Annotated in this window: 21 protein-coding genes; 15 read left to right on the top strand and 6 right to left on the bottom strand. The window is 57.9% G+C overall.

Annotated features, from left to right (window positions below; genetic code table 11):
- The first annotated feature begins 4 nt into the window (after positions 1 to 4).
- Genes C2U68_RS03300 through C2U68_RS03285 form a run of 4 tightly spaced genes read left to right on the top strand, consistent with a single transcriptional unit; the run spans position 5 to position 3,765 of the window.
- Complete coding sequence (locus tag C2U68_RS03300; protein WP_140911075.1) at positions 5 to 1,909, top strand: LapD/MoxY N-terminal periplasmic domain-containing protein; 1,905 nt, start codon at positions 5 to 7, stop codon at positions 1,907 to 1,909.
- Complete coding sequence (locus C2U68_RS03295; protein WP_140911074.1) at positions 1,896 to 2,567, top strand: transglutaminase-like cysteine peptidase; 672 nt, start codon at positions 1,896 to 1,898, stop codon at positions 2,565 to 2,567. The genes C2U68_RS03300 and C2U68_RS03295 overlap by 14 nt, the downstream gene beginning before the upstream one ends.
- The gene (locus C2U68_RS03290) at positions 2,564 to 3,283 is read left to right on the top strand and encodes a M48 family metallopeptidase (RefSeq protein ID WP_260839193.1); all 720 of its coding nucleotides are present in this window, start codon (positions 2,564 to 2,566) and stop codon (positions 3,281 to 3,283) included. Before C2U68_RS03295 ends, C2U68_RS03290 begins: the two co-directional genes overlap by 4 nt.
- On the top strand, positions 3,283 to 3,765 hold the full coding sequence (locus C2U68_RS03285; protein ID WP_140911072.1) for a protein disulfide oxidoreductase: 483 nt from the start codon (positions 3,283 to 3,285) through the stop codon (positions 3,763 to 3,765). Before C2U68_RS03290 ends, C2U68_RS03285 begins: the two co-directional genes overlap by 1 nt.
- A 16-nt stretch (positions 3,766 to 3,781) precedes the next feature.
- Here the strand turns inward: C2U68_RS03285 and C2U68_RS03280 are convergent, their stop codons facing one another.
- Together C2U68_RS03280 and C2U68_RS03275 are read right to left on the bottom strand one after the other, a co-directional pair.
- Positions 3,782 to 4,156 (bottom strand): PilZ domain-containing protein, encoded by a 375-nt coding sequence (locus C2U68_RS03280; RefSeq protein ID WP_140911071.1) that lies wholly within the window; start codon positions 4,154 to 4,156, stop codon positions 3,782 to 3,784.
- Positions 4,157 to 4,160: 4 nt separating this feature from the next.
- Positions 4,161 to 4,805 carry an FHA domain-containing protein gene (locus C2U68_RS03275; protein ID WP_140911070.1) on the bottom strand — a complete coding sequence of 215 codons (645 nt, stop codon included), beginning with the start codon at positions 4,803 to 4,805 and terminating at the stop codon, positions 4,161 to 4,163.
- A 211-nt stretch (positions 4,806 to 5,016) separates the two neighbouring features.
- Here C2U68_RS03275 and pta point away from each other — a divergent pair, with 211 nt between their 5' ends.
- From pta to C2U68_RS03215, 11 genes are all read left to right on the top strand, one after another.
- Positions 5,017 to 7,140, top strand: a complete 2,124-nt coding sequence (gene pta / locus C2U68_RS03270; RefSeq protein WP_140911069.1) for a phosphate acetyltransferase — start codon at positions 5,017 to 5,019, stop codon at positions 7,138 to 7,140.
- Positions 7,131 to 7,667 (top strand): DUF2380 domain-containing protein, encoded by a 537-nt coding sequence (locus C2U68_RS03265; RefSeq protein ID WP_140911068.1) that lies wholly within the window; start codon positions 7,131 to 7,133, stop codon positions 7,665 to 7,667. The genes pta and C2U68_RS03265 overlap by 10 nt, the downstream gene beginning before the upstream one ends.
- Positions 7,664 to 8,911, top strand: a complete 1,248-nt coding sequence (locus tag C2U68_RS03260; RefSeq protein ID WP_140911067.1) for an acetate/propionate family kinase — start codon at positions 7,664 to 7,666, stop codon at positions 8,909 to 8,911. The genes C2U68_RS03265 and C2U68_RS03260 overlap by 4 nt, the downstream gene beginning before the upstream one ends.
- 161 nt (positions 8,912 to 9,072) lie before the next feature.
- Complete coding sequence (locus tag C2U68_RS03255; RefSeq protein WP_140911066.1) at positions 9,073 to 11,145, top strand: TonB-dependent receptor; 2,073 nt, start codon at positions 9,073 to 9,075, stop codon at positions 11,143 to 11,145.
- Between the two features lie 81 nt (positions 11,146 to 11,226).
- Positions 11,227 to 12,453, top strand: coding sequence for a zinc metallochaperone GTPase ZigA (gene zigA, locus C2U68_RS03250; protein ID WP_140911065.1), 1,227 nt, complete (start codon positions 11,227 to 11,229; stop codon positions 12,451 to 12,453).
- A gap of 221 nt (positions 12,454 to 12,674) precedes the next feature.
- The gene (locus C2U68_RS03240; protein ID WP_140911063.1) at positions 12,675 to 13,445 is read left to right on the top strand and encodes a ZIP family metal transporter; all 771 of its coding nucleotides are present in this window, start codon (positions 12,675 to 12,677) and stop codon (positions 13,443 to 13,445) included.
- Between the two features lie 9 nt (positions 13,446 to 13,454).
- A complete protein-coding gene (locus C2U68_RS03235; RefSeq protein WP_140911062.1) occupies positions 13,455 to 14,171 on the top strand; it encodes a DUF1826 domain-containing protein in 717 nt (238 codons plus the stop codon).
- A 166-nt stretch (positions 14,172 to 14,337) separates the two neighbouring features.
- Positions 14,338 to 15,990 carry a formylmethanofuran dehydrogenase subunit A gene (locus tag C2U68_RS03230; RefSeq protein ID WP_140911061.1) on the top strand — a complete coding sequence of 551 codons (1,653 nt, stop codon included), beginning with the start codon at positions 14,338 to 14,340 and terminating at the stop codon, positions 15,988 to 15,990.
- Positions 15,991 to 16,113: 123 nt separating this feature from the next.
- Positions 16,114 to 16,899 carry a GTP cyclohydrolase FolE2 gene (gene folE2 / locus C2U68_RS03225; protein WP_140911060.1) on the top strand — a complete coding sequence of 262 codons (786 nt, stop codon included), beginning with the start codon at positions 16,114 to 16,116 and terminating at the stop codon, positions 16,897 to 16,899.
- A 203-nt stretch (positions 16,900 to 17,102) separates the two neighbouring features.
- Positions 17,103 to 17,654: a hypothetical protein gene (locus C2U68_RS03220; RefSeq protein ID WP_140911059.1), complete on the top strand. Its 552-nt coding sequence runs from the start codon at positions 17,103 to 17,105 to the stop codon at positions 17,652 to 17,654.
- Positions 17,655 to 17,892: 238 nt separating this feature from the next.
- Positions 17,893 to 18,255 (top strand): hypothetical protein, encoded by a 363-nt coding sequence (locus C2U68_RS03215; protein ID WP_140911058.1) that lies wholly within the window; start codon positions 17,893 to 17,895, stop codon positions 18,253 to 18,255.
- A gap of 15 nt (positions 18,256 to 18,270) precedes the next feature.
- Here the strand turns inward: C2U68_RS03215 and C2U68_RS03210 are convergent, their stop codons facing one another.
- The 4 genes from C2U68_RS03210 to C2U68_RS03195 form a co-directional block, all read right to left on the bottom strand.
- On the bottom strand, positions 18,271 to 18,792 hold the full coding sequence (locus C2U68_RS03210; protein ID WP_140911057.1) for a phage virion morphogenesis protein: 522 nt from the start codon (positions 18,790 to 18,792) through the stop codon (positions 18,271 to 18,273).
- A gap of 101 nt (positions 18,793 to 18,893) precedes the next feature.
- Positions 18,894 to 20,177 (bottom strand): PBECR2 nuclease fold domain-containing protein, encoded by a 1,284-nt coding sequence (locus C2U68_RS03205; protein ID WP_140911056.1) that lies wholly within the window; start codon positions 20,175 to 20,177, stop codon positions 18,894 to 18,896.
- Positions 20,174 to 20,482: a hypothetical protein gene (locus C2U68_RS03200; protein ID WP_140911055.1), complete on the bottom strand. Its 309-nt coding sequence runs from the start codon at positions 20,480 to 20,482 to the stop codon at positions 20,174 to 20,176. The genes C2U68_RS03205 and C2U68_RS03200 overlap by 4 nt, the downstream gene beginning before the upstream one ends.
- On the bottom strand, positions 20,479 to 22,071 hold the full coding sequence (locus tag C2U68_RS03195; RefSeq protein WP_140911054.1) for a DUF935 domain-containing protein: 1,593 nt from the start codon (positions 22,069 to 22,071) through the stop codon (positions 20,479 to 20,481). The genes C2U68_RS03200 and C2U68_RS03195 overlap by 4 nt, the downstream gene beginning before the upstream one ends.
- Positions 22,072 to 22,123: the final 52 nt, after the last annotated feature.

Genomic DNA, 22,123 nt, shown 5'->3' with positions numbered 1-22,123 from the left:
CGCCATGTCGTTATCCAAACAACTGTTAATTCTGATTTCAGCGCTGTTCCTGATGATTTTCAGCGTCAATTTCGCGCTCAGCGTCAATAACATCAAGGATTATCTGGAAGGCGAATCCAAGAACCACGCCCAGGATACCGCGACCTCGCTGGGCCTGTCGTTGAGCCCCTACATGGCCAACGACAAGGACCCGGTCATCGAGACCATGATGAAGGCGATTTTCGACATGGGTTATTACAAGGAAATCCGTTTAGTCGACGCCGAGAATAAGGAATTGGTGGCGCTGGTCAGCGACAAGGCGGTGGCAGGCGTGCCGGACTGGTTCATGGAACTGCTGCCGATGACTTCCGCGACCGCCGAAAGCGAGATCAGCTCCGGCTGGAATCTGAGCGGCGTGATCTACGTCACCGTCAATTCCGGCTACGGCTATTTAAAACTGTACGAACAAGCCAAATCCGGCTTTTATTATTCGCTGGCGGCGTTCATCGTTTCGATCGGCCTGCTGGCGCTGACCTTGCGCTTTACGTTAGCGTCGCTGTCGCGGATCGATCAACTGGCCCGGCAGATCAGCGACGGCCAGTTCGAGAGCATTGCCGAACTGCCCTGGACCCGCGAGGTGCGTAACGTGGCGATGTCGATGAACACGATGTCGCAAAAAATCAAAACCACCATCGCCGGGCTGCACGGCAAGCTGGACAGCATGGGCGCCAGCCTGTTGCGCGACGACCTGACCGGCCTCTACAAAAAGTCGGTGTTCGAGACCGACATCAAGCACCTGGCCCTGGAAGAAGCCGAAGCGTTTATCGTGCTGGTTAAAATCGACGGTTTACTGGAATTGGTCAAAGAACTCGATAGCGATGCCGTCGACCGCTTCATCAAAGCCGTCGCCGCCACCCTGGAACACGTCGCCGCGACAGCTGGTAGCGACGCCGGCAAGGCCTACCGTTTCTACGGCGCCGAATTCGCTCTATTGGTCAAAACCGCAGACCGGCCGCAAATCGAATTGCTGGCTAAAACGCTGAGCAACCGCCTGGGCGAACTGGGCGAGCAATACCAAAAGGCCGATCTGGCCCATATCGGCGTGGTAGCGTTCAATCCGCTGACTACCAGCGAAAGCATGTTGGAAGCTGCCCACGAAGCCTACGAACAAGCCCATTTGATCGGCGCCAACAGTTATTTCATCCGCAGCAGCGACAATTTCGCCCGCGACATCGCCACCTGGAAGGAACTGGTGTTCGATTGCGTGGACAACACCGCTTATTCGATCTGGTACATCGGCCCGATCCACGGCATGAAGCACGGCGAGCTGATGATGGAGGAAGCCTTCATTCAGATCCACGACCAGCAAGGCGAACTGGTGGCGATCGGCCCGTTCATTTCGATTGCCGAAAAGTTCGCCAAAATCGTCGATCTGGACAAAGGCGTGATCGGCATGGTGATCGACCATATTCTGCATAACCACGTCGAACACGCGATTGCCGTCAACGTCTCGACCCGCACCATCAAGAACAGCGACTTCCGGGTCTGGCTGGAACGCTTGATTCAGCGCAATGCCGGCGCGGCCAAATATCTGGTGTTCAGCTTGTCGGCCTACGCAGTAGTCAAGGACATCGAGGCTTACAAGGCCTTTATCGAGGTGGTACACCAATGCGGCGCCAGAGTCATGATCAAACGCTTCGAAACCCAATCGATGTCGGCCGAGTTGATCAAACAACTGAAACCGGACTACATCCGGCTGGCGCGGGATATCGGCAACGGCATCGCCGACTCGCAGCAAACCCACGCTTTCGTGCAAACCATTGCCGAAATGGCGGCTTTGCTGGATATTTCGGTGCTGGCCGAAAACGTGCAAGCCGATTCCGATTTTGCCGCCCTGCGCGGCATAGGCATCGCCGGTGCCAGCCGTTAACACCGGCCGCTCTCACCTCGCCGCTCTCGCCGTTTTTGCCGTCAGCCTATGCTGCGGCATCGCCCTGGCCGGCAGTCTGTTTTTCGATGAAGAATTGCTGGACAAAGTCGGCAACAAATACGGCGCTGCAGCCCGGCAGCGCTTCGTCGATTGGCAAAACCTGATCGAAACCAGCAAAGATTGGCCGGATACCGAGAAATTGCGCCGGGTCAACGATTTCTTCAATCGCAATGTCGAGTTTGTCGACGACATTATGCTGTGGAACAAAATCGATTATTGGGCAACGCCGACCGAGTTTCTGGCCAAGGGCGCCGGCGATTGCGAGGATTACTCGATCGCCAAATATTTCACGCTGGTGGAAATGGGCGTCGACGAGAGCAAACTGCGCATCACTTACGTCAAGGCCTTGGAACTGAACCAGGCCCACATGGTGCTGACCTATTTCGAATCGATGCGCTCGCCGCCGCTGGTGCTGGACAATCTGAAACCGGCGATTCTGCCGGCCACGCAACGCAGCGATCTGCAGCCGGTCTACAGCTTCAACGGTACCGGTTTATGGCTTGCCAAAAGCCGGGGTTCCGGGCAACATGTCGGCGGTTCGGACCGATTAAGCCTGTGGACCGAACTCAAGTCTAGAATGTTGGAATCGCCTTTTTGAACGCCCCAAGTTATACCCTGCGCCGCAGTAGCCGCGCCAAACATACCCGTATCGTCGTCAAAGCCGGCCAAATCGAAGTGGTAGCCCCGCCCAAGGTTTCGGAACGCAACATTCACAGCTTCGTGCTGGCGCAACAGGACTGGATCGAGTCGGCGTTGCGCCGGGTCGCCGCCAAAACCCGGGAAGTGCCGACCCTGGCGCCGGCCAGTTACCGCGACGGCGTCGCCATTCCCTATTTCGGCCGGCAGCTGCCGCTCCGCATCGAAACCAGCCACAACAAAACCCCGCGTTTTGATTTGCACGACGACGCCTGGTTTTGCGCCAAATTGCCGGCCGGCATCACACCCGACCAGCATTCCGAACTGGTCCGCCAAGCCTTGATCCGCTGGATGAAAAGCCAGGCCCGCCAGCAGGCGCAGCACTTCATAGACTTACACGCGCCGCGCCACGGCTTGTACCCGCGCAGCATCCGCATCAAAACCCAGAAAAGCCGCTGGGGCAGTTGCGGCCCGGACAACGACATCAACCTGAATTGGCTGTTGCTGCTGGCACCGCCGGCGGCTTTGGAATACGTGGTGGTTCACGAGTTGTGCCATATCCGCCACAGAAACCACTCCGCCGCGTTTTGGGAGTTGGTGGCCGAACATGTGCCGGATTACCGCCAGCGCCGCTTGTGGTTGAAGCAGCACGGCGCCAGCTTGATGCGGGGTTTGTGATGCCGAAAAAGGAATGGGCGTTTTACCTGTTTGCCGCGCTGTTTATTTTCGGCGGCCAATTTCTGGCGCATCGGGATTTAGTCACCGGCACGCCACCGTCGATTACGCAAACCGCGCTGAACGGCGAAGCCGCCTTGCAGGCGCTCGGCAAGCGGCCGGCCTTGATTTATTTCTGGGCGGAATGGTGCGGGGTCTGCCGTAGCATGCAAAATTCGGTGACGCAGGTCGGCAAAGATCATCCGCTGGCGACCGTCGCGATACGGTCCGGCGACGACGCCAAACTGCAAAGCTATCTGCAGGACAAGCACTTGAATTGGCCGGTCGTCAACGACAACGGCGGCGAAATTGGCCAGCGTTACGGCGTCAAAGCCGTGCCGGCCCTGTTTTTCACCGACCGGAACGGCAGCATCGTATTCGCCACGGCCGGTTATACCTCGGAATGGGGTATCAGAGCCCGTTTGTGGCTGGCGGGACTGTTCTAAGCCGTAACCGCAGACCTTAGGAAAAATTACCGAGCGCCGACAGCTCGCGCTCCAGCAGTTCGCTGTCGCCCAGATTCAACTCCACCAGACGCCGCAATAAGGAAATGCTGTCGATATCGATATGCGCACAGCGGAATCCGGCCAGATTGCCTTCCGTATGCGTTGCCACGATTTCCATCCGAATCAAGGCTTCCGGCGACAATTCGAATGTCAGTTCATAAGACTGGTCGCTGATCTCGGCCAGCGGCGCAGACAGTTCCAGTAAACAGCCGCGCAAAGACAAATCGACAATCTTGCAGCTCTGAGACTGGCCGCCGGTCGCTGCCACTTGGGCGTCGGCATGATAGAAAATTCGGTGAAAGCGGCGTTTTTCTTCGGTTTTTTCGCTCATGCGCTTAATCCAGGAAAAATTGCATGGAAGTATGGTCGACCACGACCACGTCGTTGTTTTGCAAATGCACGGTACGATCGCCCAAAGGCTCATTGTTCACCGCAAGCCCGTCGTGACCCTGCAAGGCCGACAAATAGTAGCCGTCCTTGCGCCGGGCGATGACGACAATGCCAGCCCCCTCGTGACCGAGCCGGGTCATGGCTTTTTTTAAAGGCAAGATACGGCCGATATGGACTCCGTTCAGAACTTGCAGGCTGGCGTCGGGCGTTTTTACCGTTTCCTCGAGTTTTTCGTTCAAGGCCTGCAGATCGGCATCGGTCGAATTCCCCAACGAACTGACCAGCACTGTTTCCGGAAACTCGTCTATCGTGTGGTAAACGATGTAGTGTTTGCCGATGTTGATGATGTCGTTGTTTTGCAAATGACATTCCTTGGTCGGCTGATTGTTCACCACCAGCGGAAACTTCTCGTTCATTTGCTTCATCACGCAACTGCCGTTTTTGATCACGACCACGGCATGCGCCGGCGCCACCGCCAAGCTATCCACCACCAAATCGTTGGTTTCGTCACGGCCGATACGGACGATGCCGGAATCAAAAACGCCTGTGTGGATTGCTTTATCTTTGAAGTAAACGGTAAATTTCGCCATCGCTGTTGGTTGGTAATTCCCTGCGCCCGGCTAGTAGTATAGCCACTAAAGCCAAGCTTGCAGATTAATCGAGATTAATTTCAAGTATCGACCAAACCGCGCCCGCTCGCGGAAATTACTACAATGCCTGCAATCGAGTAAGCGGGTAAAGTTTCTGACGCCATCGCCGTACTGGTTTAGACTTTAGCGTAAACAGCCATCCGCAACGACCATGAATTCCACGACCGACGCCGCCTGTTTTGCCCAAGACATTTACATCGCCAGCCTCGACGAAGGTAACGGCAAAGCGCTGGTGATGCTGGCGATGATGGAAATGCTGTCCGGCCTGGCCGACAATATCGGCTTCTTCCGGCCGATTATCCACAGCACGCCGGATAAAGACGATTTAATCCAGTTCATCAGCCACCGCTACCCGGTCAACGTACCGCAAACCGCGATGTACGGCTGTACCAGCGCCGAAGCCCGCGAGTTGCTGGCCGCCGAACAATACGACGAGCTGGTCAAAACCATCCTCAGCAAATTCCGGGCGCTGAAACAACAATGCCTGCACGTGCTGTGCGTGGGCTCCGACTACAGCCACGGTAACGCGGTGTTCGAATTCGACTTCAACGCCGACGTCGCCAACAACTTGGGCTGCTTGATCATGCCGGTGATCCAGGGCGAAAACCGCAGTAACGAACAACTGCTGAGCAGCATCGCCAGTTTGAAACACTCGCTGCACGAGAACGATTGCGAGTTGCTGGCCAGCGTCGTGATGGGCGTTGCCGGCAACCAATTGGCCGGCCTGCGCCACGACCTGAACTCTGCCAAGGATTTCCCGATTTACCTGGTCCCCGCCGAAGCCTCGTTGGAAAAACCCAGCGTCGGCAACATTGCCAAAGCCCTGGGCGCCAAAGTGCTGTGCGGCGAGGCCGCGACGATGAGCCGCGAAGTCTACCACTACAAGGTTGCGGCGATGTTGATCCCGGATTTTCTGGATTATGTCGAAACCGGCGACCTGATCATCACGCCGGGCGATCGTTCCGACATCCTGCTGGCCAGCATCATGGCCTACAGTTCCGCCAGTTATCCGCAGATCGCCGGCCTGATTTTGACCGGCCACCAACAACCGCCGCCGCAAGTGCAAAAACTGATCGACGGCCTGGGCGGCACCCCGTTCGCGGTGCTGGCAGTCGATTCCGATACCTTTACCACGGCGATGCAAGTCAGCCAGGTACCGGCCAGCCTGCACTGGCATGACGACCGCAAGATCGCCGCGGCCTTGGGCCTGATCGAAAGCAACATCAACATGGTGGAGCTGCGGCTGCGGTTGTGCAGCAAAGTTGGCCACAAAACCACGCCGCTGATGTTCGAGTACGACATGCTGCAACGGGCCAAAGCCCGCAAGCAACACATCGTGCTGCCGGAAGGCAACGAGGAGCGGATTCTATTAGCCGCCGAAATTCTGCTGTTACGTGACGTGGCTAAAATCACGCTGCTGGGCAACGAGAGCGAGATTCGGCAAAAAATCCAGAGCATGGCGTTAAAGCTGGATGCGGTCAACATCATCGACCCGGTCAGCTCCGAACTGCGGCCGTTGTTTGCCGAAACCTATTACCAGGCGCGCAAACACAAATGCATCTTGTACGACACCGCTTACGACTTGATGGCCGACCCCAGCTATTTCGGCACCTTGATGATTCATCTGGGTTACGCCGACGGCATGGTCTCCGGCGCGGTGCATTCCACCCAACACACGATCCGGCCGGCCTTCGAGATTATTAAAACCAAACCCGGTGCGTCCATCGTCTCCAGCATCTTTTTCATGTGTCTGGAGGACCGGGTACTGGTCTACGGCGACTGCGCGGTGATTCCCAATCCGGACGCCGCCCAACTGGCGGACATCGCGATCAACGCCGCCGAAACCGCGCGCATATTCAATATCGAACCGCGCATCGCGATGCTGTCCTACTCGACCGGCGAATCCGGTAAGGGCGAAGCGGTGGACAAGGTGCGCGAAGCGGTGAAAATCGCCAAGGCGTTACGCCCGGATTTGCTGCTGGAAGGCCCGATGCAATACGACGCCGCCGTGGACGCCAGCGTCGCCAAAACCAAATTGCCGGACAGCCAGGTCGCCGGCCGCGCCACGGTATTCATCTTCCCGGACTTGAATACCGGCAACAATACCTACAAAGCGGTGCAGCGCTCGTCCGGCGCGATTGCGGTCGGCCCGATTCTGCAAGGCCTGAACAAGCCGGTCAATGACCTGAGCCGGGGCTGCACCGTCACCGACATCGTCAACACCGTGATTATCACGGCAATTCAGGCTCAGGAGGGCGGTAAATCATGTCCATAATTCGCAGCTGTTTTGCCCTGTTGCTGGCGTTGGCCGCCCCCCTGGCCGAAGCGGAAACCCGAGTCGCCGTGCTCGATTTCGAGTTAAAAGACCTGACGCTGGCGCCCGGCATCCCGGCCGAAATCGCCCGCACCGCCTCGATCAAGCCGCTACTGGCCAAGGAGTTACAATCGGCCGGTTACCAAATCGTCGAGATTCCGGCTGAATCGAGGAAAGCGGCCGACAGCGGCGTCGGTTACTTGTTCGACCACGCCGACGCCGCGGCGAACCTGGGCAAGGGCTTCGATGCCGATTACATTGTGGTCGGTCGCCTGCATAAGCCCAGCTTTCTGTTCGCCTACCTGATGGCGCATCTGATACGGGTAAGCGATGGCCGTTTGATCGGCGATTACATCACCGAATCCAAAGGCCCGAATGTCGGTCTGACCGGCAAAGCGGTAGAGAGCTTGACCTTGAAAATCGACCGGGATTTGGATAGGCGCTACTCGCCGCCTCCGCCGCAAAAACGGGTGATCGACTCCAAATGAAAATTCTGGTTCTAAACGCCGGCAGTTCGTCGCTGAAATACAGCCTGTTCGACATGGCCGGGCAAACCGCATTGCTAAGCGGCTTGATCGAGCGCATCGGCGAAGCCGGCGCCAGCCACCGCTTCCGCATCGGCGCATCCGATCCGCAGCAACAGTCATTGAACTGCGAGCACCACCGCGACGCGCTGCAGACCTTGTTCGCCCTGTTAACCGAAACGGTACTGCCGGACTTGAGGGAACTGGCCGCCGTCGGCCACCGCGTCGTCCACGGCGGCGAATTTTTCCGCGAACCGGCATTGATCGACCGTCAGGTCATCGCCCACATCACAGCGGCCAGTCCGTTGGCACCGCTGCACAATCCCGCCAACCTGCTGGGAATCGAAGCAACCTTGCAGCTATTGAACACGGTGCCGCAAGTTGCGGTGTTCGATACCGCCTTTCACCAGACGCTGCCGGACTACGCCTACCGCTACCCCTTACCCGGCCGTTTGTACACCGAGTACGGCGTGCGCCGCTACGGCTTCCACGGCACCTCGCACGCCTACATTGCCAAACAGGCGGCCAATTACCTGGGCAAACCGTTGTCGGAGACCCAGCTGATTACCTTGCACCTGGGCAACGGCGCCAGCGTTGCCGCAATTGCCGGCGGCATCAGCGTCGATACCTCGATGGGCATGACGCCGTTGGAAGGCTTGATGATGGGCAGCCGCTGCGGCGACATCGACCCGGCCATCGCCTTTTATCTGGCGCGCACGCTGGGCATGGAACTGGATGCGATCGACCAGCTTTACAACAAGGCCAGTGGTTGCCTCGGCGTTTGCGGCGAAAACGACATGCGGGCGATCCATGCCAACGCCGAAGCGGGCGACGACTCGGCCAAGCTGGCATTGGCGATGTACGCCTACCGCATCAAGAAATACATTGGCGCCTATTGTGCAGTGCTGGGCCGGGTCGATGCGCTGGTATTCACCGGCGGCATCGGCGAGAACGACGTCTGGCTGCGCCAGACCTGCTGCGCCGGCCTGACGGCCCTAGGCATCGCCGTCGACCCGGCGCTCAACGCCGCGCCGGCCAAACCCGCCGCAATCGTCAGTCCACCGGACTCCGAGATTGCGGTCATGGTGATCGCGACCAACGAAGAGCTGGAAATCGCCTTGCAAACCGCGGAGTGTGTGGCGAAATCAGCCAATACCCCGGCCGTGGCCGTTCAATCGCCAGCCTCCGCGGCGCCGATAACAGAATGAAATTGCATAGCCGGACTGCGTAGACAGCGCCGACCTGATCTGCCTGAAGCGCCGGCAGCATACAGACTCAAGCTTCGCAGCAAGTGGCTTTGTTATAGTGTTGCAAAATCAATGGCAACAATATAACATTTTTGACCCGCTTTCCTGGTCCAACTCTGGTTATGAATAAATTGTCGCCCTTTCTGTTGCTGCTACCCGCCAGCCTGCTGCACGCGGAAACCCAAACGGACAACAAGCTGGACGAAATCATCGTCACGGCACCGCTGCCGGTCAGCAAAGCCGATGCCGGTTCTCCGGTCACCGTGTTGAGCGACGACGAATTGCGTCTGAAAACCGGTCACAGCATCGGCGATACATTGAAAAACGAGTTGGGCATTTCCAGCCAATCCTTCGGCCCCGGCGTCGGCACACCGGTCATCCGCGGCCAGGCCGGCCCGCGGGTGCGGGTATTGAGTAACGGCATTGGCGCCAACGACGTCTCGGCCATCAGCCCGGACCACGCCACCAGCGTCGAACCGCTGCTGGCGGAACGCATCGAAGTGTTACGCGGTCCGGCGACCTTGCTGTATGGCAGTGGCGCCATCGGCGGCGTGGTCAACGTCATCGACAACCGGATTCCGGGCAGAGCGTTCGATAAAGCTTTGAACGCGGCACTTGAGCAACGCTTCGACTCGACCAGCGACGAAACCAGCACCACGATGAAGGTCGAAGGCAGCAAGGATCACATCGCCTACCACGTGGACGGCTTTTATCGCCACCGCAACAACATGGACATTGGCGGCCAAGCCATCGATACCGCCAAAATCGCCCTCAACGATGCGGAGCTGGCCGAGGAAATCGTCGACAACCCGCGCGGCTATTTAAACAACACCGGAGCCGAAGCCATCAGCGGTTCGGCCGGCTTGTCCTGGATCGACGACTTCGGCTTCGCCGGGGTATCGATCAACAATCTGAACAACAACTACGGTATCGCCCCGGACGGTACCGGCGAGGAAATCGTGCGGATTGCGATGCGGCAGAATAAGTACGACTTCAAAAGCGAGATTGTTAAGCCGTTCGCCTTTGCCAAAGCCTTGCGTACCCGGCTGGGTTATACCGACTACGAACACTATGAAATCGCCAACGGCGAGGTCGGCGCCCATTTCAGCAACCAAAGCTACGAAGGCCGACTGGAACTGGCCCACGAAGATATTGGGCCGTTGCGCGGCGTGGTCGGTTTTCAAGCCCAGTCCAGCGACTTTCTCGGCCTGCACATGCACGGCCACGAACACACCGGCGGCGAGCCGGAAATCGAAGCCATCGTCCCCCGCTCGAACATCCAGAGTTACGGCGTATTTGCCGTGGAATCCTTCGATGCCGGCCCGGTCACTTACCAGTTGGGCACACGGGTCGAACAAACCGACATTCGCCCGGACAGCATGGACAGCTTCAGCTACACGCCAGTCAGTGCCTCGGCGTCGGCACTCTGGAAATTAGACCCGCACAACAGTTTCAATCTGGCCGTGACCCGATCCTCCCGGGCACCGCAAGTGCAGGAATTGCTTTCCGACGGCTTCCACCACGCCACCCGAAGCTGGGAGCGCGGCAGCACCGCCTTGAAAGAGGAAACTTCGTATAACCTGGACTTGGGCTATCGCTTCAAGGCAGACTGGATGCGAGCGGAGTTGGATTTGTTCCACAACTGGGCCAGCGATTACATCTACCAGCGCCGCACCGGCGAATTCCTCGACGAAGAGGGCGACAGCGACCACTGCGGTACCGAACATTGCGTACCGGTCCTGCAAAGCAGCCAACAGGACGCCATTTTCAAAGGCTACGAAGCCAAGCTGATTTTCCCGATGCTGGAAAACCATTTCGGCCTGCTGGAGCTGACTTTGTTCAGCGATTACACCCGCGGCCAATTCGTGAATGGCGGCGACGTGCCGCGCATGCCGCCACTGCGTTACGGCCTGCAACTGGACTACAACCGGGACAAACTGTCCAGCTACCTGCGCCTGACTCGGGCCGACGACCAACCCCATGTCGGCGAGTTCGAGACCTCGACTGCCGGTTACTATCTGCTCAATGTCGGCGTCAATTACCAGATCAAAGCCGCCAGCGACGCCAAACTGATGGTGTTCGCCAAAGGCAACAACCTGCTGGACCAAAACATCCGCAACGCCACTTCGTACCTGCGCAATTTCGCGCCGGAAGCGGGACGCGGCGCCGAAGTTGGGTTTCGGTTGAGCTATTAAACCCAAGCCCGTTAACAAAGGCGCGCCGGAAAACGCGCCTTTTTTTGAAATTCCAATTGTTATAATATAACATCTACACCCATGACACCGAATCCATCCGCCGCATCCAAATTACCTGTCACCGTGTTGTCCGGCTTTCTCGGCGCCGGCAAAACCACGCTGCTAAATCATATTCTCAATAACCGCGAAAACCGGCGGGTGGCGGTGATCGTCAACGACATGAGCGAAGTCAACATCGACGCCGCTCTGGTCAAAAACGAGGTGCAACTGAATCGTGGCCAGGAAAAACTGGTCGAAATGAGCAACGGGTGTATTTGCTGCACCCTGCGAGAGGACTTGCTGATCGAGGTCGGCAATCTGGCTAGGGACGGCCACTTTGATTATCTGGTGATCGAATCCACCGGCATCGCCGAGCCACTACCGATCGCCGAAACCTTCACCTTTCGCGACGAAACCGGCGCCAGCCTGGCCGACATCGCCCGACTGGATACCATGGTAACCGTGGTAGACGCGGTCAACTTCATGCGCAACTACCAGGAAGCCCTGAGTCTGAAGGAAGCCGGCGAGGCTTTGGGCGAAGACGACGAGCGCAATGTCGCCGACCTGCTGGTCGATCAAATCGAATTCGCCAACGTGATCCTGATTTCCAAGATCGATCTGATCAGCAGTGACGAAATCGTCAACCTCAAGGCCATCTTGCACAGCCTGAATCCCGACGCCGAAATCGTGCCGATAGTCATGGGTCAAGTCGACCTCGGCAAAGTATTGAATACCGGGCTATTCGATTTTGAAAAAGCCGAACAGGCACCCGGCTGGCTCAAGGAATTGCGCGGCGAGCATGTTCCCGAGACGGAAGAATACGGCATCAGCAGCTTTGTGTACTCTGCCCGCCGCCCTTTCCATCCAACACGCTTCTACCGGCATTTGCACGAAGGCGAGTGGGAAAACGGCACCCTACTGCGCTCCAAAGGCTTTTTTTGGCTGGCTTCCAGACCCGAGCACGCCGGCAACTGGTCGCAAGCTGGCGGCATCATGCGCCACGGTCTGGCCGGACGTTGGTGGGCGTCGGTGCCGGAGGATCAATGGCCGGAAGAGTACCTGGAAGACATTCGCGAACATTGGCAAGAACCCTACGGCGATTGCCGCCAAGAACTGGTGTTCATCGGCCAAAACGTCGATGCCGAACAAGTCTGTCGCGAACTCGATGCCTGCCTGCTGACCGACGCAGAGCTGGCCGCCGGCCCACTCGCCTGGCGCAGCTACCGCGATAACTTTCCCCAATGGTTTAGCGATGGCGAGCGCGGATAGCTATCTGCACTTAATCGGCGGCGAGGTCCTACTAATTCTTTGGATCGTCACGCGCTTGCAGGATGATCCGGCGCGTCGGCGCCGGCTCGCCGCCACCTGCTTGCTGATACTCGGCGCCATGACTGCCCATCTCGTATCGCACGTACTGCCCGAACGCTTAGCCAATTTCATCTACAGCTCGCACCACCAATACCATTTTCTCAAACAACGAGGCTAGCCGCATGAACGTTATGTTGCCAACCATCGCCGCCAGTCTCGCCGTCAGCTTGTGCTCGTTGTCCAGCGCCTTCGCGCTATGGCTGCCCGCGGAAACCTTAAAACGCATCGTTCCGTTTCTGGTGGCGCTGGCGGTCGGCGTGTTGCTCGGCGACGCCTTCATTCATCTGATTCCGGATGCGGTCGCCCGCCACGGCTCCGTCAGCGACGTGTGTTTGACCGTGCTGGTCGGCGTGTTCGGCTTTTTCGTGCTGGAAAAACTGGTGCGCTGGCGCCACGACCACAACGTCGATACCCGGCCCGGCGCCGAGATTTTACCGCTGGCGAAAATGAACCTGATCGGCGACGCCATCCACAACTTCGTGGACGGCATTTTGATCGCCGGCAGCTTTCTGGCTGACCCGATATTGGGATGGACCACCACGCTGGCCATCGTCGCCCACGAAGTGCCGCAGGAACTCGGCGATGTCGGCGCCTTGCTGCGCGGCGGCTACCGGCCCCGGCAAGCGGTGCTGTACAACTTCTACTGCTCGCTGAGCGTACTGCCGGGTGCCTTGTTCACACTGCTGCTCAGCCAAGTCGCCGAATCGTCCTTGCTGGTGTTGCTACCGGTGGCCGCCGGCGGCTTTATCTACATCGCCGCTTCGGATCTGATCCCGGTGTTGCACGAGCGTTCCAGCTTCCGCCATCTCGGCGGCCAAAGCGCCTCGTTCGCGCTCGGCATTGCCTTCATGCAAGGCATCGTCCTGTTCGAACAATCCCTGTTAACCCCTTAAGGAGCTCCCATGTTTTCTCGCGTGCCTCTTGCCCAGCCTGCCGCCGCGCCGGCGCTATTTTCCGGCCCATTCCGGTCGCTGGCGATACGTCCCGCCACCAAAACCGTGATTTCCAATCGCTTCGCAGATTTGGCGCGGATTTACGAGGACGACGTCAACCTGTGTCTGATCGAGCGGCCGCTGCCGCGCGACATCGAGACCTTCGTATATGCTGCGCTGACCGGTAAGGTCGGCGTGGAGCTCAGTGCCCTGGTCGATCCCGAACGTTACGACTTCGACCGGCTCTGGCCGCAAGCGGCGCAATTGTCCGGTTACCGAGCCTGGCTGGACGACCTGCGACTGCTGACCGCCGCCTTCTGCGAACTGTTCGGCCAGCGCGAGGCCGGCCTGCGCCTGCGCACACTGGACAAGGCCATGTGTCCGCGGTTTCACGTCGATAGAGTGCCGGCCCGGCTGATTTGTAGCTACGGCGGCATCGGCACCGAATGGCTGCCCGAATACGCCGTTGACCGCACCAAGCTGGGCATGGGCGCTTGCGGCCAGCCCGACGACTGCTCCGGCCTGATTGCCGATCCGACCGCGATTCAGCAAATGCCGGCCTATGCGGTGGGCCTGATGAAGGGCGAACATTGGGAAGGCAACGAGGGCCACGGCCTGGTGCACCGCTCGCCGGCCCCGACCGCGGTGCAGCCGCGCCGGCTGTTGTTGACCTTGGATATGTTGTAAAGCGTAGGGTATGCGTCCGTAGCCTTTGAACATCAATTCATCCGTAACCTTGAACATGTTACGCGATGCGTATCCCCCAATGTCGCCAGGCTTAACCGGTCATCCCGAGTTTGTCGAAGGACGCTTGGTTAAGCCTTAACTTAATGCCACTGGTGCGTACCCCCACATGCTGATCAAACTCCACAACGGATCGATTTACGACCCCAGCCAAAACCTGCACGGCCAAGCCGGCGACCTGTTCATCCGCGACGGCGTGATCGTCGAAGATCCCGGCCCGGATGCCCGTCTCGACGCAGTTTACGACGCGACAGACAAGATTGTGATGGCCGGAGCCATCGACATCCACAGCCACATCGCCGGCGGTAACGTCAACACCGCCCGGCTGTTGCTACCTGAGCAGCACCGCACCCATATGGCGCGTCGGCTGAATCACCCCTTTTCGACAGCCAAATGGTCCAGCACCGACACCGGTTATCGCTACGCCCGCATGGGCTACACCACCGTGGTCGAGCCGGCGATGCTGCCGGTCGGCGCCTTGGACGTACACCTGCAAATGGCCGATATTCCGATTCTGGACACCGCCGCGCTGGCGATACTCGGTAATGACGATTTACTGCTGCGCTTGATGCGGGCCAAGGCCGGCCAGAACCAGATCAACGATTACGTGGCCTGGACTTTGAAAGCCACCCGCGCCCTGGGTCTGAAAATCATCAACGCCGGCGGCGCCAACGCCTTTAAAAGCAACGTCCGCCAGTTCGGTTTGGACGATATCGTGCCGGATTACGGCGTCAGCTCACGGCAGATTTTGCAAACCCTGCAAACGGCCGTGCATCAGCTCGGCGTGCCGCATCCACCGCACGTTCACTGCAACAACCTGGGCATTCCCGGCAACGTCGAGACCATCGTCGCCACCATGGAAGCCGCGCAAGGCCTGCCGATGCATCTGGCCCACGTCCAGTTTTACGCTTACGGCACGGAAGGCGCCAAAGGCTTTTCCTCGGCGGCAGCCAAGCTGCTGGAGGCCTTCAACCGCCACCCCAACATCACCATGGACGTCGGCCAAGTGTTGTTCGGCCAAACGGTGACCATCTCCGGCGACGTTATCGCTCAATATAGCCGCCACGCCGACGCCAGCCCGAGCAAATATGTCATGTGGGACGCCGAAACCGAAGGCTCCGGCGGCGTGGTGCCTTACCGCTACCGCGAAGCCAGCTTCGTCAACACCCTGCAATGGGCGATTGGTTTGGAACTGTTTTTACTGGCCGAGGCGCCGGAGCGCCTGTTCTTCACCACCGACCATCCCAACGGCGCACCGTTCACCGCTTACCCGGAACTGCTGCGTTTGCTGATGGACGCCGATTATCGACAACAATGTATGGCGCGCTTGAACCAGGAGGCCTTGGCGTTGACCTTGTTGCCGGGCCTGAAACGCGAATTGAGCCTGAGCGAAGTTGCAACCATGACCCGCTCCGCCGCCGCCAAATTGTTGGGCCTCAACGACCGCGGCCATCTCGCCCCCGGCGCCGTGGCCGACGTTGCCGTGTACGATCCGGGCCGGCACGCTGGCGCTCACCCCGACTACCGGGCCGTCTTCGCCGACGCGGCCTTGCTGTTCAAAAACGGCCGACTGGTGGTGAAGGACGGCCAGATTCTCGACCGCCCGGCCGGCTTGGCGCAAACCGTCGCCCCGGTCTACGACGCCGGCATCGCCCGCACCGTCAAACACCACTTCGATCGCTTCTACAGCCTGAAACTCGGCCAATACGCGGTCAACGACGCCGACTTCGGCGAGCGGCCCAGGTTTAAGGTGCATGACTGACAATATCGAATGCAGGCTGGGTAGAGTGAAACGAAACCCAGCATTGAAAGCCTATCCGCTGGGTTTCGCTTCGCTCTACCCAGCCTGCAAAACGCCACAGAACCGTAACAGCTATTAAAACCCATGATCCCCATCGAAGACATCCAAGCCCGAGCCGACAGTCGCCGCATCGCCATCGACAAAGTCGGCATCAAAGACATCCTGCATCCGGTGCGGGTCAAAGACCGTAGCTGCGGCGAACAACATACCGTGGCTCGTTTTGATATGTACGTGAATCTGCCGCACGACTTCAAGGGCACCCACATGTCGCGCTTCGTGGAAATTTTGAATGGCCACGACCGGGAGATCAGCATTGCCTCGTTTCCGGTCATGCTGCAGGAAATGCTACAGCGACTGGAAGCCGAATCCGGCTATATCGACATGCGCTTTCCCTACTTCGTCGAAAAAGCCGCGCCGGTCAGCGGCGTACGCAGTCTGTTGGATTATCAGGTCAGCTTCATCGGCGAAATCGACAGCAACGGCTGCCGGATCAAAGTCAAAATCGTAGTGCCGGTCACCAGCCTGTGCCCCTGTTCCAAGGAAATTTCCGAGCGCGGCGCCCACAACCAGCGGTCACATGTGACGATTACCGTGGCGGCCAGCGAATTTATCTGGCTTGAAGAGCTGATTGCGCTGGTCGAAGCCGAAGCCTCGTCGCCAATCTACGGCTTGCTGAAGCGACCGGACGAAAAATACGTCACCGAATACGCCTACGACCACCCCAAATTCGTCGAGGACATGGTGCGCGACGTCGCCGCCCGGCTGGACGCCGACCCGCGCATCGGCGCCTACACAGTGGAATCGGAAAACTTCGAGTCGATACACAACCATTCCGCGTATGCCCGCATCGAACGACTAACCCATCCTTAGCGCTAAGGACCACGGCTATGGCCGCTGCCGAGACATATCGGTTTATGGTTTGCTAATACTGAACTCGGCAGAGCACAAGATGAATTGAGGCAAATTCCCGATTGCATCGCATATCAGTAATGTTATATTGTTGCATCGTGAGACACCTCACACTTCCTCGTATTTTTTGTCAGGTTTTTATTTTTGTTTTAAGGAGATCGTTCATGCGTAATCAATGGATAGCACCAATTTTGGCACTGGGTTTGAGCTTGAATTTAACCGCCGCTTCGGCAGCCGACCAACACGACGGCGACATTCAGCCGTGGAAAGCTAACGGTCAAATCTTCGTCAACGGCGATTGGTTCGAAGCCGATTTCGGCGATTTGTCGGGCGGACTTTACCGCACCGACGATCCGGGCTACGACGCCAACACCGCATTGGGCGCCTTCGGTGCCGGCAACTGGTTATGGTTTAGCGGCCTGGGCAATTTGAAAGTCTGGGACGGCAGTATCTGGTCGAACTCGGCACCCAACGGCGAGCATATCGAAGTCTCCGATGCCTTGGGTAACGTCACCACGTTCACCACATCCGGCGTGCAAAACGGCCCCGGCGTGATCGGCCAATTCGGCAATACCGGCGACATCCACGAACACCTGGACATGGCCATCCGCAACGCCTCCAATGCCCTGGGAGGCAGCGTCGGCGCCTACTGGATCACCCTGCAATTGTTCGAAACCCTGCCGGACAGCACCACACCGGTAGTAGGGAGGGGGTGAAAACGGGACGGGTTAACTAACCCCATTTCGCCCGGAAACCCGCGAAAACACTAGATTCTCACCGTAACGTCAAAAATCTTGAATTCCGGACAAAATCGGGCTCAATTGTAGGAAATATCCCGAGAATATCGGCATAAATTAGCCGCGTAATACGGGTATTTTCCCCCGGTTTTCGCTTGAAAACCTGCCGCAACAGAGCGTCAATACCGTCAACACAACACAACGACGGAGAGAAACAATGGCGCAAAACATCCCGCAAACACACAATACCGAATGGGGCTTTTGGGGCACTTTAGATGGGCATACCGACCCGGCCGCCGCATGGCCCATAGCGGTTAAAAAAATTGCCGATGCCACCCATCAGCCATTCGAAACCATCCAGCCCTTTTTAGACAGCCGATACGGCCGCCAATTTGGCGATACCGTCCTAAACCATCTTTTACTAAATCCCGACCTAACCGATGCGATCGCCGCCGCCGTCGACCAATGGATGAATTGGAAGATCAGCAAAATGACCTCGAAAGAATACGGCATACCGAAAAACCTGCCATATCTAACCGGCTTCGTGATCCACTGCGAAGTCGCCGAATACGCCGATTAAATCCCCTTCAAACGATCATCGAACCCGGTTTAAAACCCGGGTGAGATGATCGATCGTCACATGCTCCACCAAATTCTTGTCGCTCTCCGGAAAGCCCAGCAACTCCCGTTTGGGTAAGCCTGGATGATTCACCCGCCGCCGCACAATTCCCCCAAACGCCAACGCTTGCTTATTTCGCGGCCGAATCACATAGGGATCGGTACCGCCGTGGTGAATTGCCGCCAACTTGGCATCCCTCGCACCGTCAAACCCCAAAATCAACGTATTCGCCGACACCTGATAATTCAGACTCGCCAACATCCGCCCGGTTTTTTTCAGCGGCCCGCCCTTACGCTTACCCTCGGCCAACGTCATCGCCGACAGCGGCTTCCACGCCTTGCCCTCCGGATCTACGCCTTTTTCATGCCGCTTCCGGTTAACCCGTAACAACGACTCGCCGATACTGCCCAGCATCTCCTCCGGTGTTGCAATCTCACGCCTGGCCGCTTCCAAAATATGATCCAAGTGACTGGTATCAAACTCGATCTCAAATTGCATAATCGTTCATCGCCTATATAATAAGTATCATGGTGACGGAGCTGCGGTTCTGCATGGCCCTCAAACCCGATCCTGCTGCCAAGTTTGTGCAGAAGCTTGGCTCAATCACCCTTCTTGAACACCAAGCGGCCGTTGCGCTGCTTATCGAAATACTCCTCGCGTAAATCCTCTGTCGGCTGATTCGTCATAAACGTTGTCGAACCCGTCCAGCCATTGCTGCCCCACTCAAATACCGTCACGGCATAGGTTTTCTCGCCATCGACCGTGAATGCGCGCAGATAACGCCGCTTGAGCCGCCATTTACCTTTTTCGTGATGATCTTTAACCCATAGCCACCAGATTTCATCCGGCTCAATCAAGGCCATCGCCATCAAATTGATATACCGCAACCGTTCGGCTTTGCGTTCGCTGGCCAGCCATTTGAAATCGCCTTTGCCGTCTTGAAATAGCGCCTTGGTAATCGCCAAGGTACTGCCAGCCGCATCGGTAAATGCCACGCCTTGATCCATCGTCGCCCCAAAAATATCCAGATATTCAGCTACGGCTTCTTCCGGAACGGCGCCCGGAGGATTAATGATCTTGGATGAAACATTTGTCGCCTTTGATTTGCCCGGCTTTACAAAATCCGTTGGCCATGGCTTATCGCGCTGTTTCAACACCGCGTCGTAACCCGTCAACGGCGGCACCGTCAGCGGTTCCAGATACGCCTTGCCGGGGTTATACGCAAAGCCGGGGTCGATCCCTTTCGGCACTCGTACAGTGCGCGGCGACGCACCTTTGCTGCCGACCGTCTTTTCTTCCCATTCGAGTACCAAATTATCAGGCCCGGACATACCCTTGGCAGTCCACAACTGCTCCGCCTCCCATTGCGACAACGAATTCCAGCGACATTTGCAGCCCCAACCGTTCTGCGGTGAAATGACGTCAACTACTGGATCATCAACCGAAAAAATCAGACCATCCCAGGCCTTATGCTCCAGGCGCGGATGCTCAATGGAGGTATGGTCATACTCTAAATAAGGCCGCAAGTGTTTAACAGCCTGTATTTGCTGCCACCGTCCCGCGTTGTACGATTGATTGATATTGGTGTCGTAGATGATTTTGCTCCGCCAGCCGGCGGAACCGTTATAACTCCAGCCGTGCTTAGCCACAATCTCATCAAACTGCCCGCGAAAATCCTCATAACCGCCGCCGTTCTGCTTGGCATCGAAAATCGCGTTATAGAAGTCTTCCACCAAGGCATCGTGCGCCGCACCGGCTACGACAAAAGCGTGGCTGTGCTGCTCCTGCCAAATATCCGTCCAACTGGCGGTTGGCAGCTGGATTTTGGCCTTATAAAAATCAATCGCCTCATTAAACGGCAGCTTGGCCGGCGAATCGGTCACAACGGTATCTCCCACAGTGCCAGTTGGCCCTTGGTGCGGATCACTCTGCCGCCGTAAGGCACTTTGCGGCCGATCTTGCGCCAGCAATGCACCAACTCAAACCCGGCCGCGGTTAATTCGGCTTTCAAATCGGCGATATCGCCGCGACTGAGTTTACGTTGCGACAAATCCGCCGACAGCAGCACCGTATCCGGCCCGATTTTGTCCAATTTCACGACGGATACGAACGGCGCCGCATCCTCGAAGCGCTTGCCGGGATCGAACGTCCGCGCCACGCCCTGCGTCCATTCGATATGCACACTCATTTTGCACCGCCGATATCGCCGCGCCCGGCCAAATGCGCCGCCGCCATGCCCAGCTGCAACGACTCGGCCCAGGCGTTACTATCCAAATTCAGAGCCTCGATGCCGGCAATCGCCTCATCAAACGAACCGGCCGCCGCCACCACCGCCGCAATTTGCTGAATTGCCGCCTCTTCGTGCGGCATGCATAGCGCGGCCAATTGTTGGCTGTAATTGCCGACGATATCGCCGTCCTGTTGTTGCCTGGCCAGCGCTGCCAGACGGGACAACGCCGCCCCGGCCGGACTCGGCGCCGCAGCACGGCCCGCCGTCGTCAAAATCTTTGCCTGATCGCCTGCGCGCGGAATCTGCAACGCCCGGTGTGCCCAATCGACATCGATTTCCATGCCCAACGCCGCACCTTTCTCCAACACCTCCACCATCGCCTTTTGGTCCACTTCGTCGGACGTGTCGTAGCAAAATTCCGGGATGCGATCTTCAGCAAACATCCCGTTCAACAGCACAATCGGCCGGACGATATCGCGGTTGACGGTCGGTTGAATCTGCTGCACGTCGTGCAGCATGATTTCGCGCCGCACCTTGTCATGAATCGCACCCAGCGCATTGGTACTGGTCTTGCCGTCGGCCTGGCTGGTCAACGTCCCGCCCAGGATGGCCATCGATTGCTTGCGCTCCCAATACTGGATCGCGTTTAAAAAATCGGTGACATTGCCGGTCGAGCTTTGGGTGACGAAATCGATGGTCATGGTGCTGGGCACGATGCCGGCGCCGTCGTTGCCAATATTGCGCACCGCGCGCAATAACTGGTCGCGTTCGGTCTTGCCAATGCCGGCCGGATACTTACCCAAGCGCAGCGGCATGCCGTACACTTCCAGGAATCGCTGCATGTCGCGCACGTTGTAGGCTTTGTAGGCATAAGTCCACGCCAGGACCCGGAACAGCGCGGCCTGCTCGATGTAGCCCGACTTCGCCCGGTGCTCGTGAATCACCCAGCCCCACTCGCGTAGCGACTCCGGCATGCCGTTTTTGCGGTACATCAACTCGCCGCTTTTGATATCGATTTGAAACTCCCGCTGCGGCACCCAATGCAAGGCCGCCGGCACCCATTCCGCGCCGGTGCGCCACTGAATCTCTTGTGCCGCCAGACCTTTGCCTATCGCATCCGTTAAATCGAACAGCACGTCGGAAAAGCTTTGGTATTTTCGCTGCCCTGAATCGTCAACGCCTTTGATCTGGCACAGCATGTTTTTCAGCTCTTTGGCCCGATCGATCTCCGCCTGGTTGGCATCGTCTTTCGGATGCAAGTCCCAATTCAACCCAGTCACCGCGCGGCGGCGCTTGGCCAGCTCCGAAAAAATATGCGCGTCTTGCTCTTCGACCAGCTCGAACAGCGTGGCCTGATCGGTGATATAACCATGGTCGGCCTGGGCAAAGGCATTCGCCAGCCGGGTCGGGTCCAGCGTATTGACGCTGTTGTAATTCATCGGCGTGCTTTGCGTTGAGCGAGCGCCGGCTTGCAACACTTGCAGGCCTTTCTTGCTGACGCCCGCCAGCGCGGCCAGGGCGGCTTTGGCTTGTTTAATCATCGTCATAATCTCCTACTGACATCAAACCATCCAGCCAATCCATAGCCTCATCACTGCC

This window comes from Methylomonas koyamae (assembly GCF_006483455.1).
Classification (GTDB): domain Bacteria; phylum Pseudomonadota; class Gammaproteobacteria; order Methylococcales; family Methylomonadaceae; genus Methylomonas; species Methylomonas koyamae_B.
This window is presented reverse-complemented; position numbering and strand designations above follow the sequence as displayed.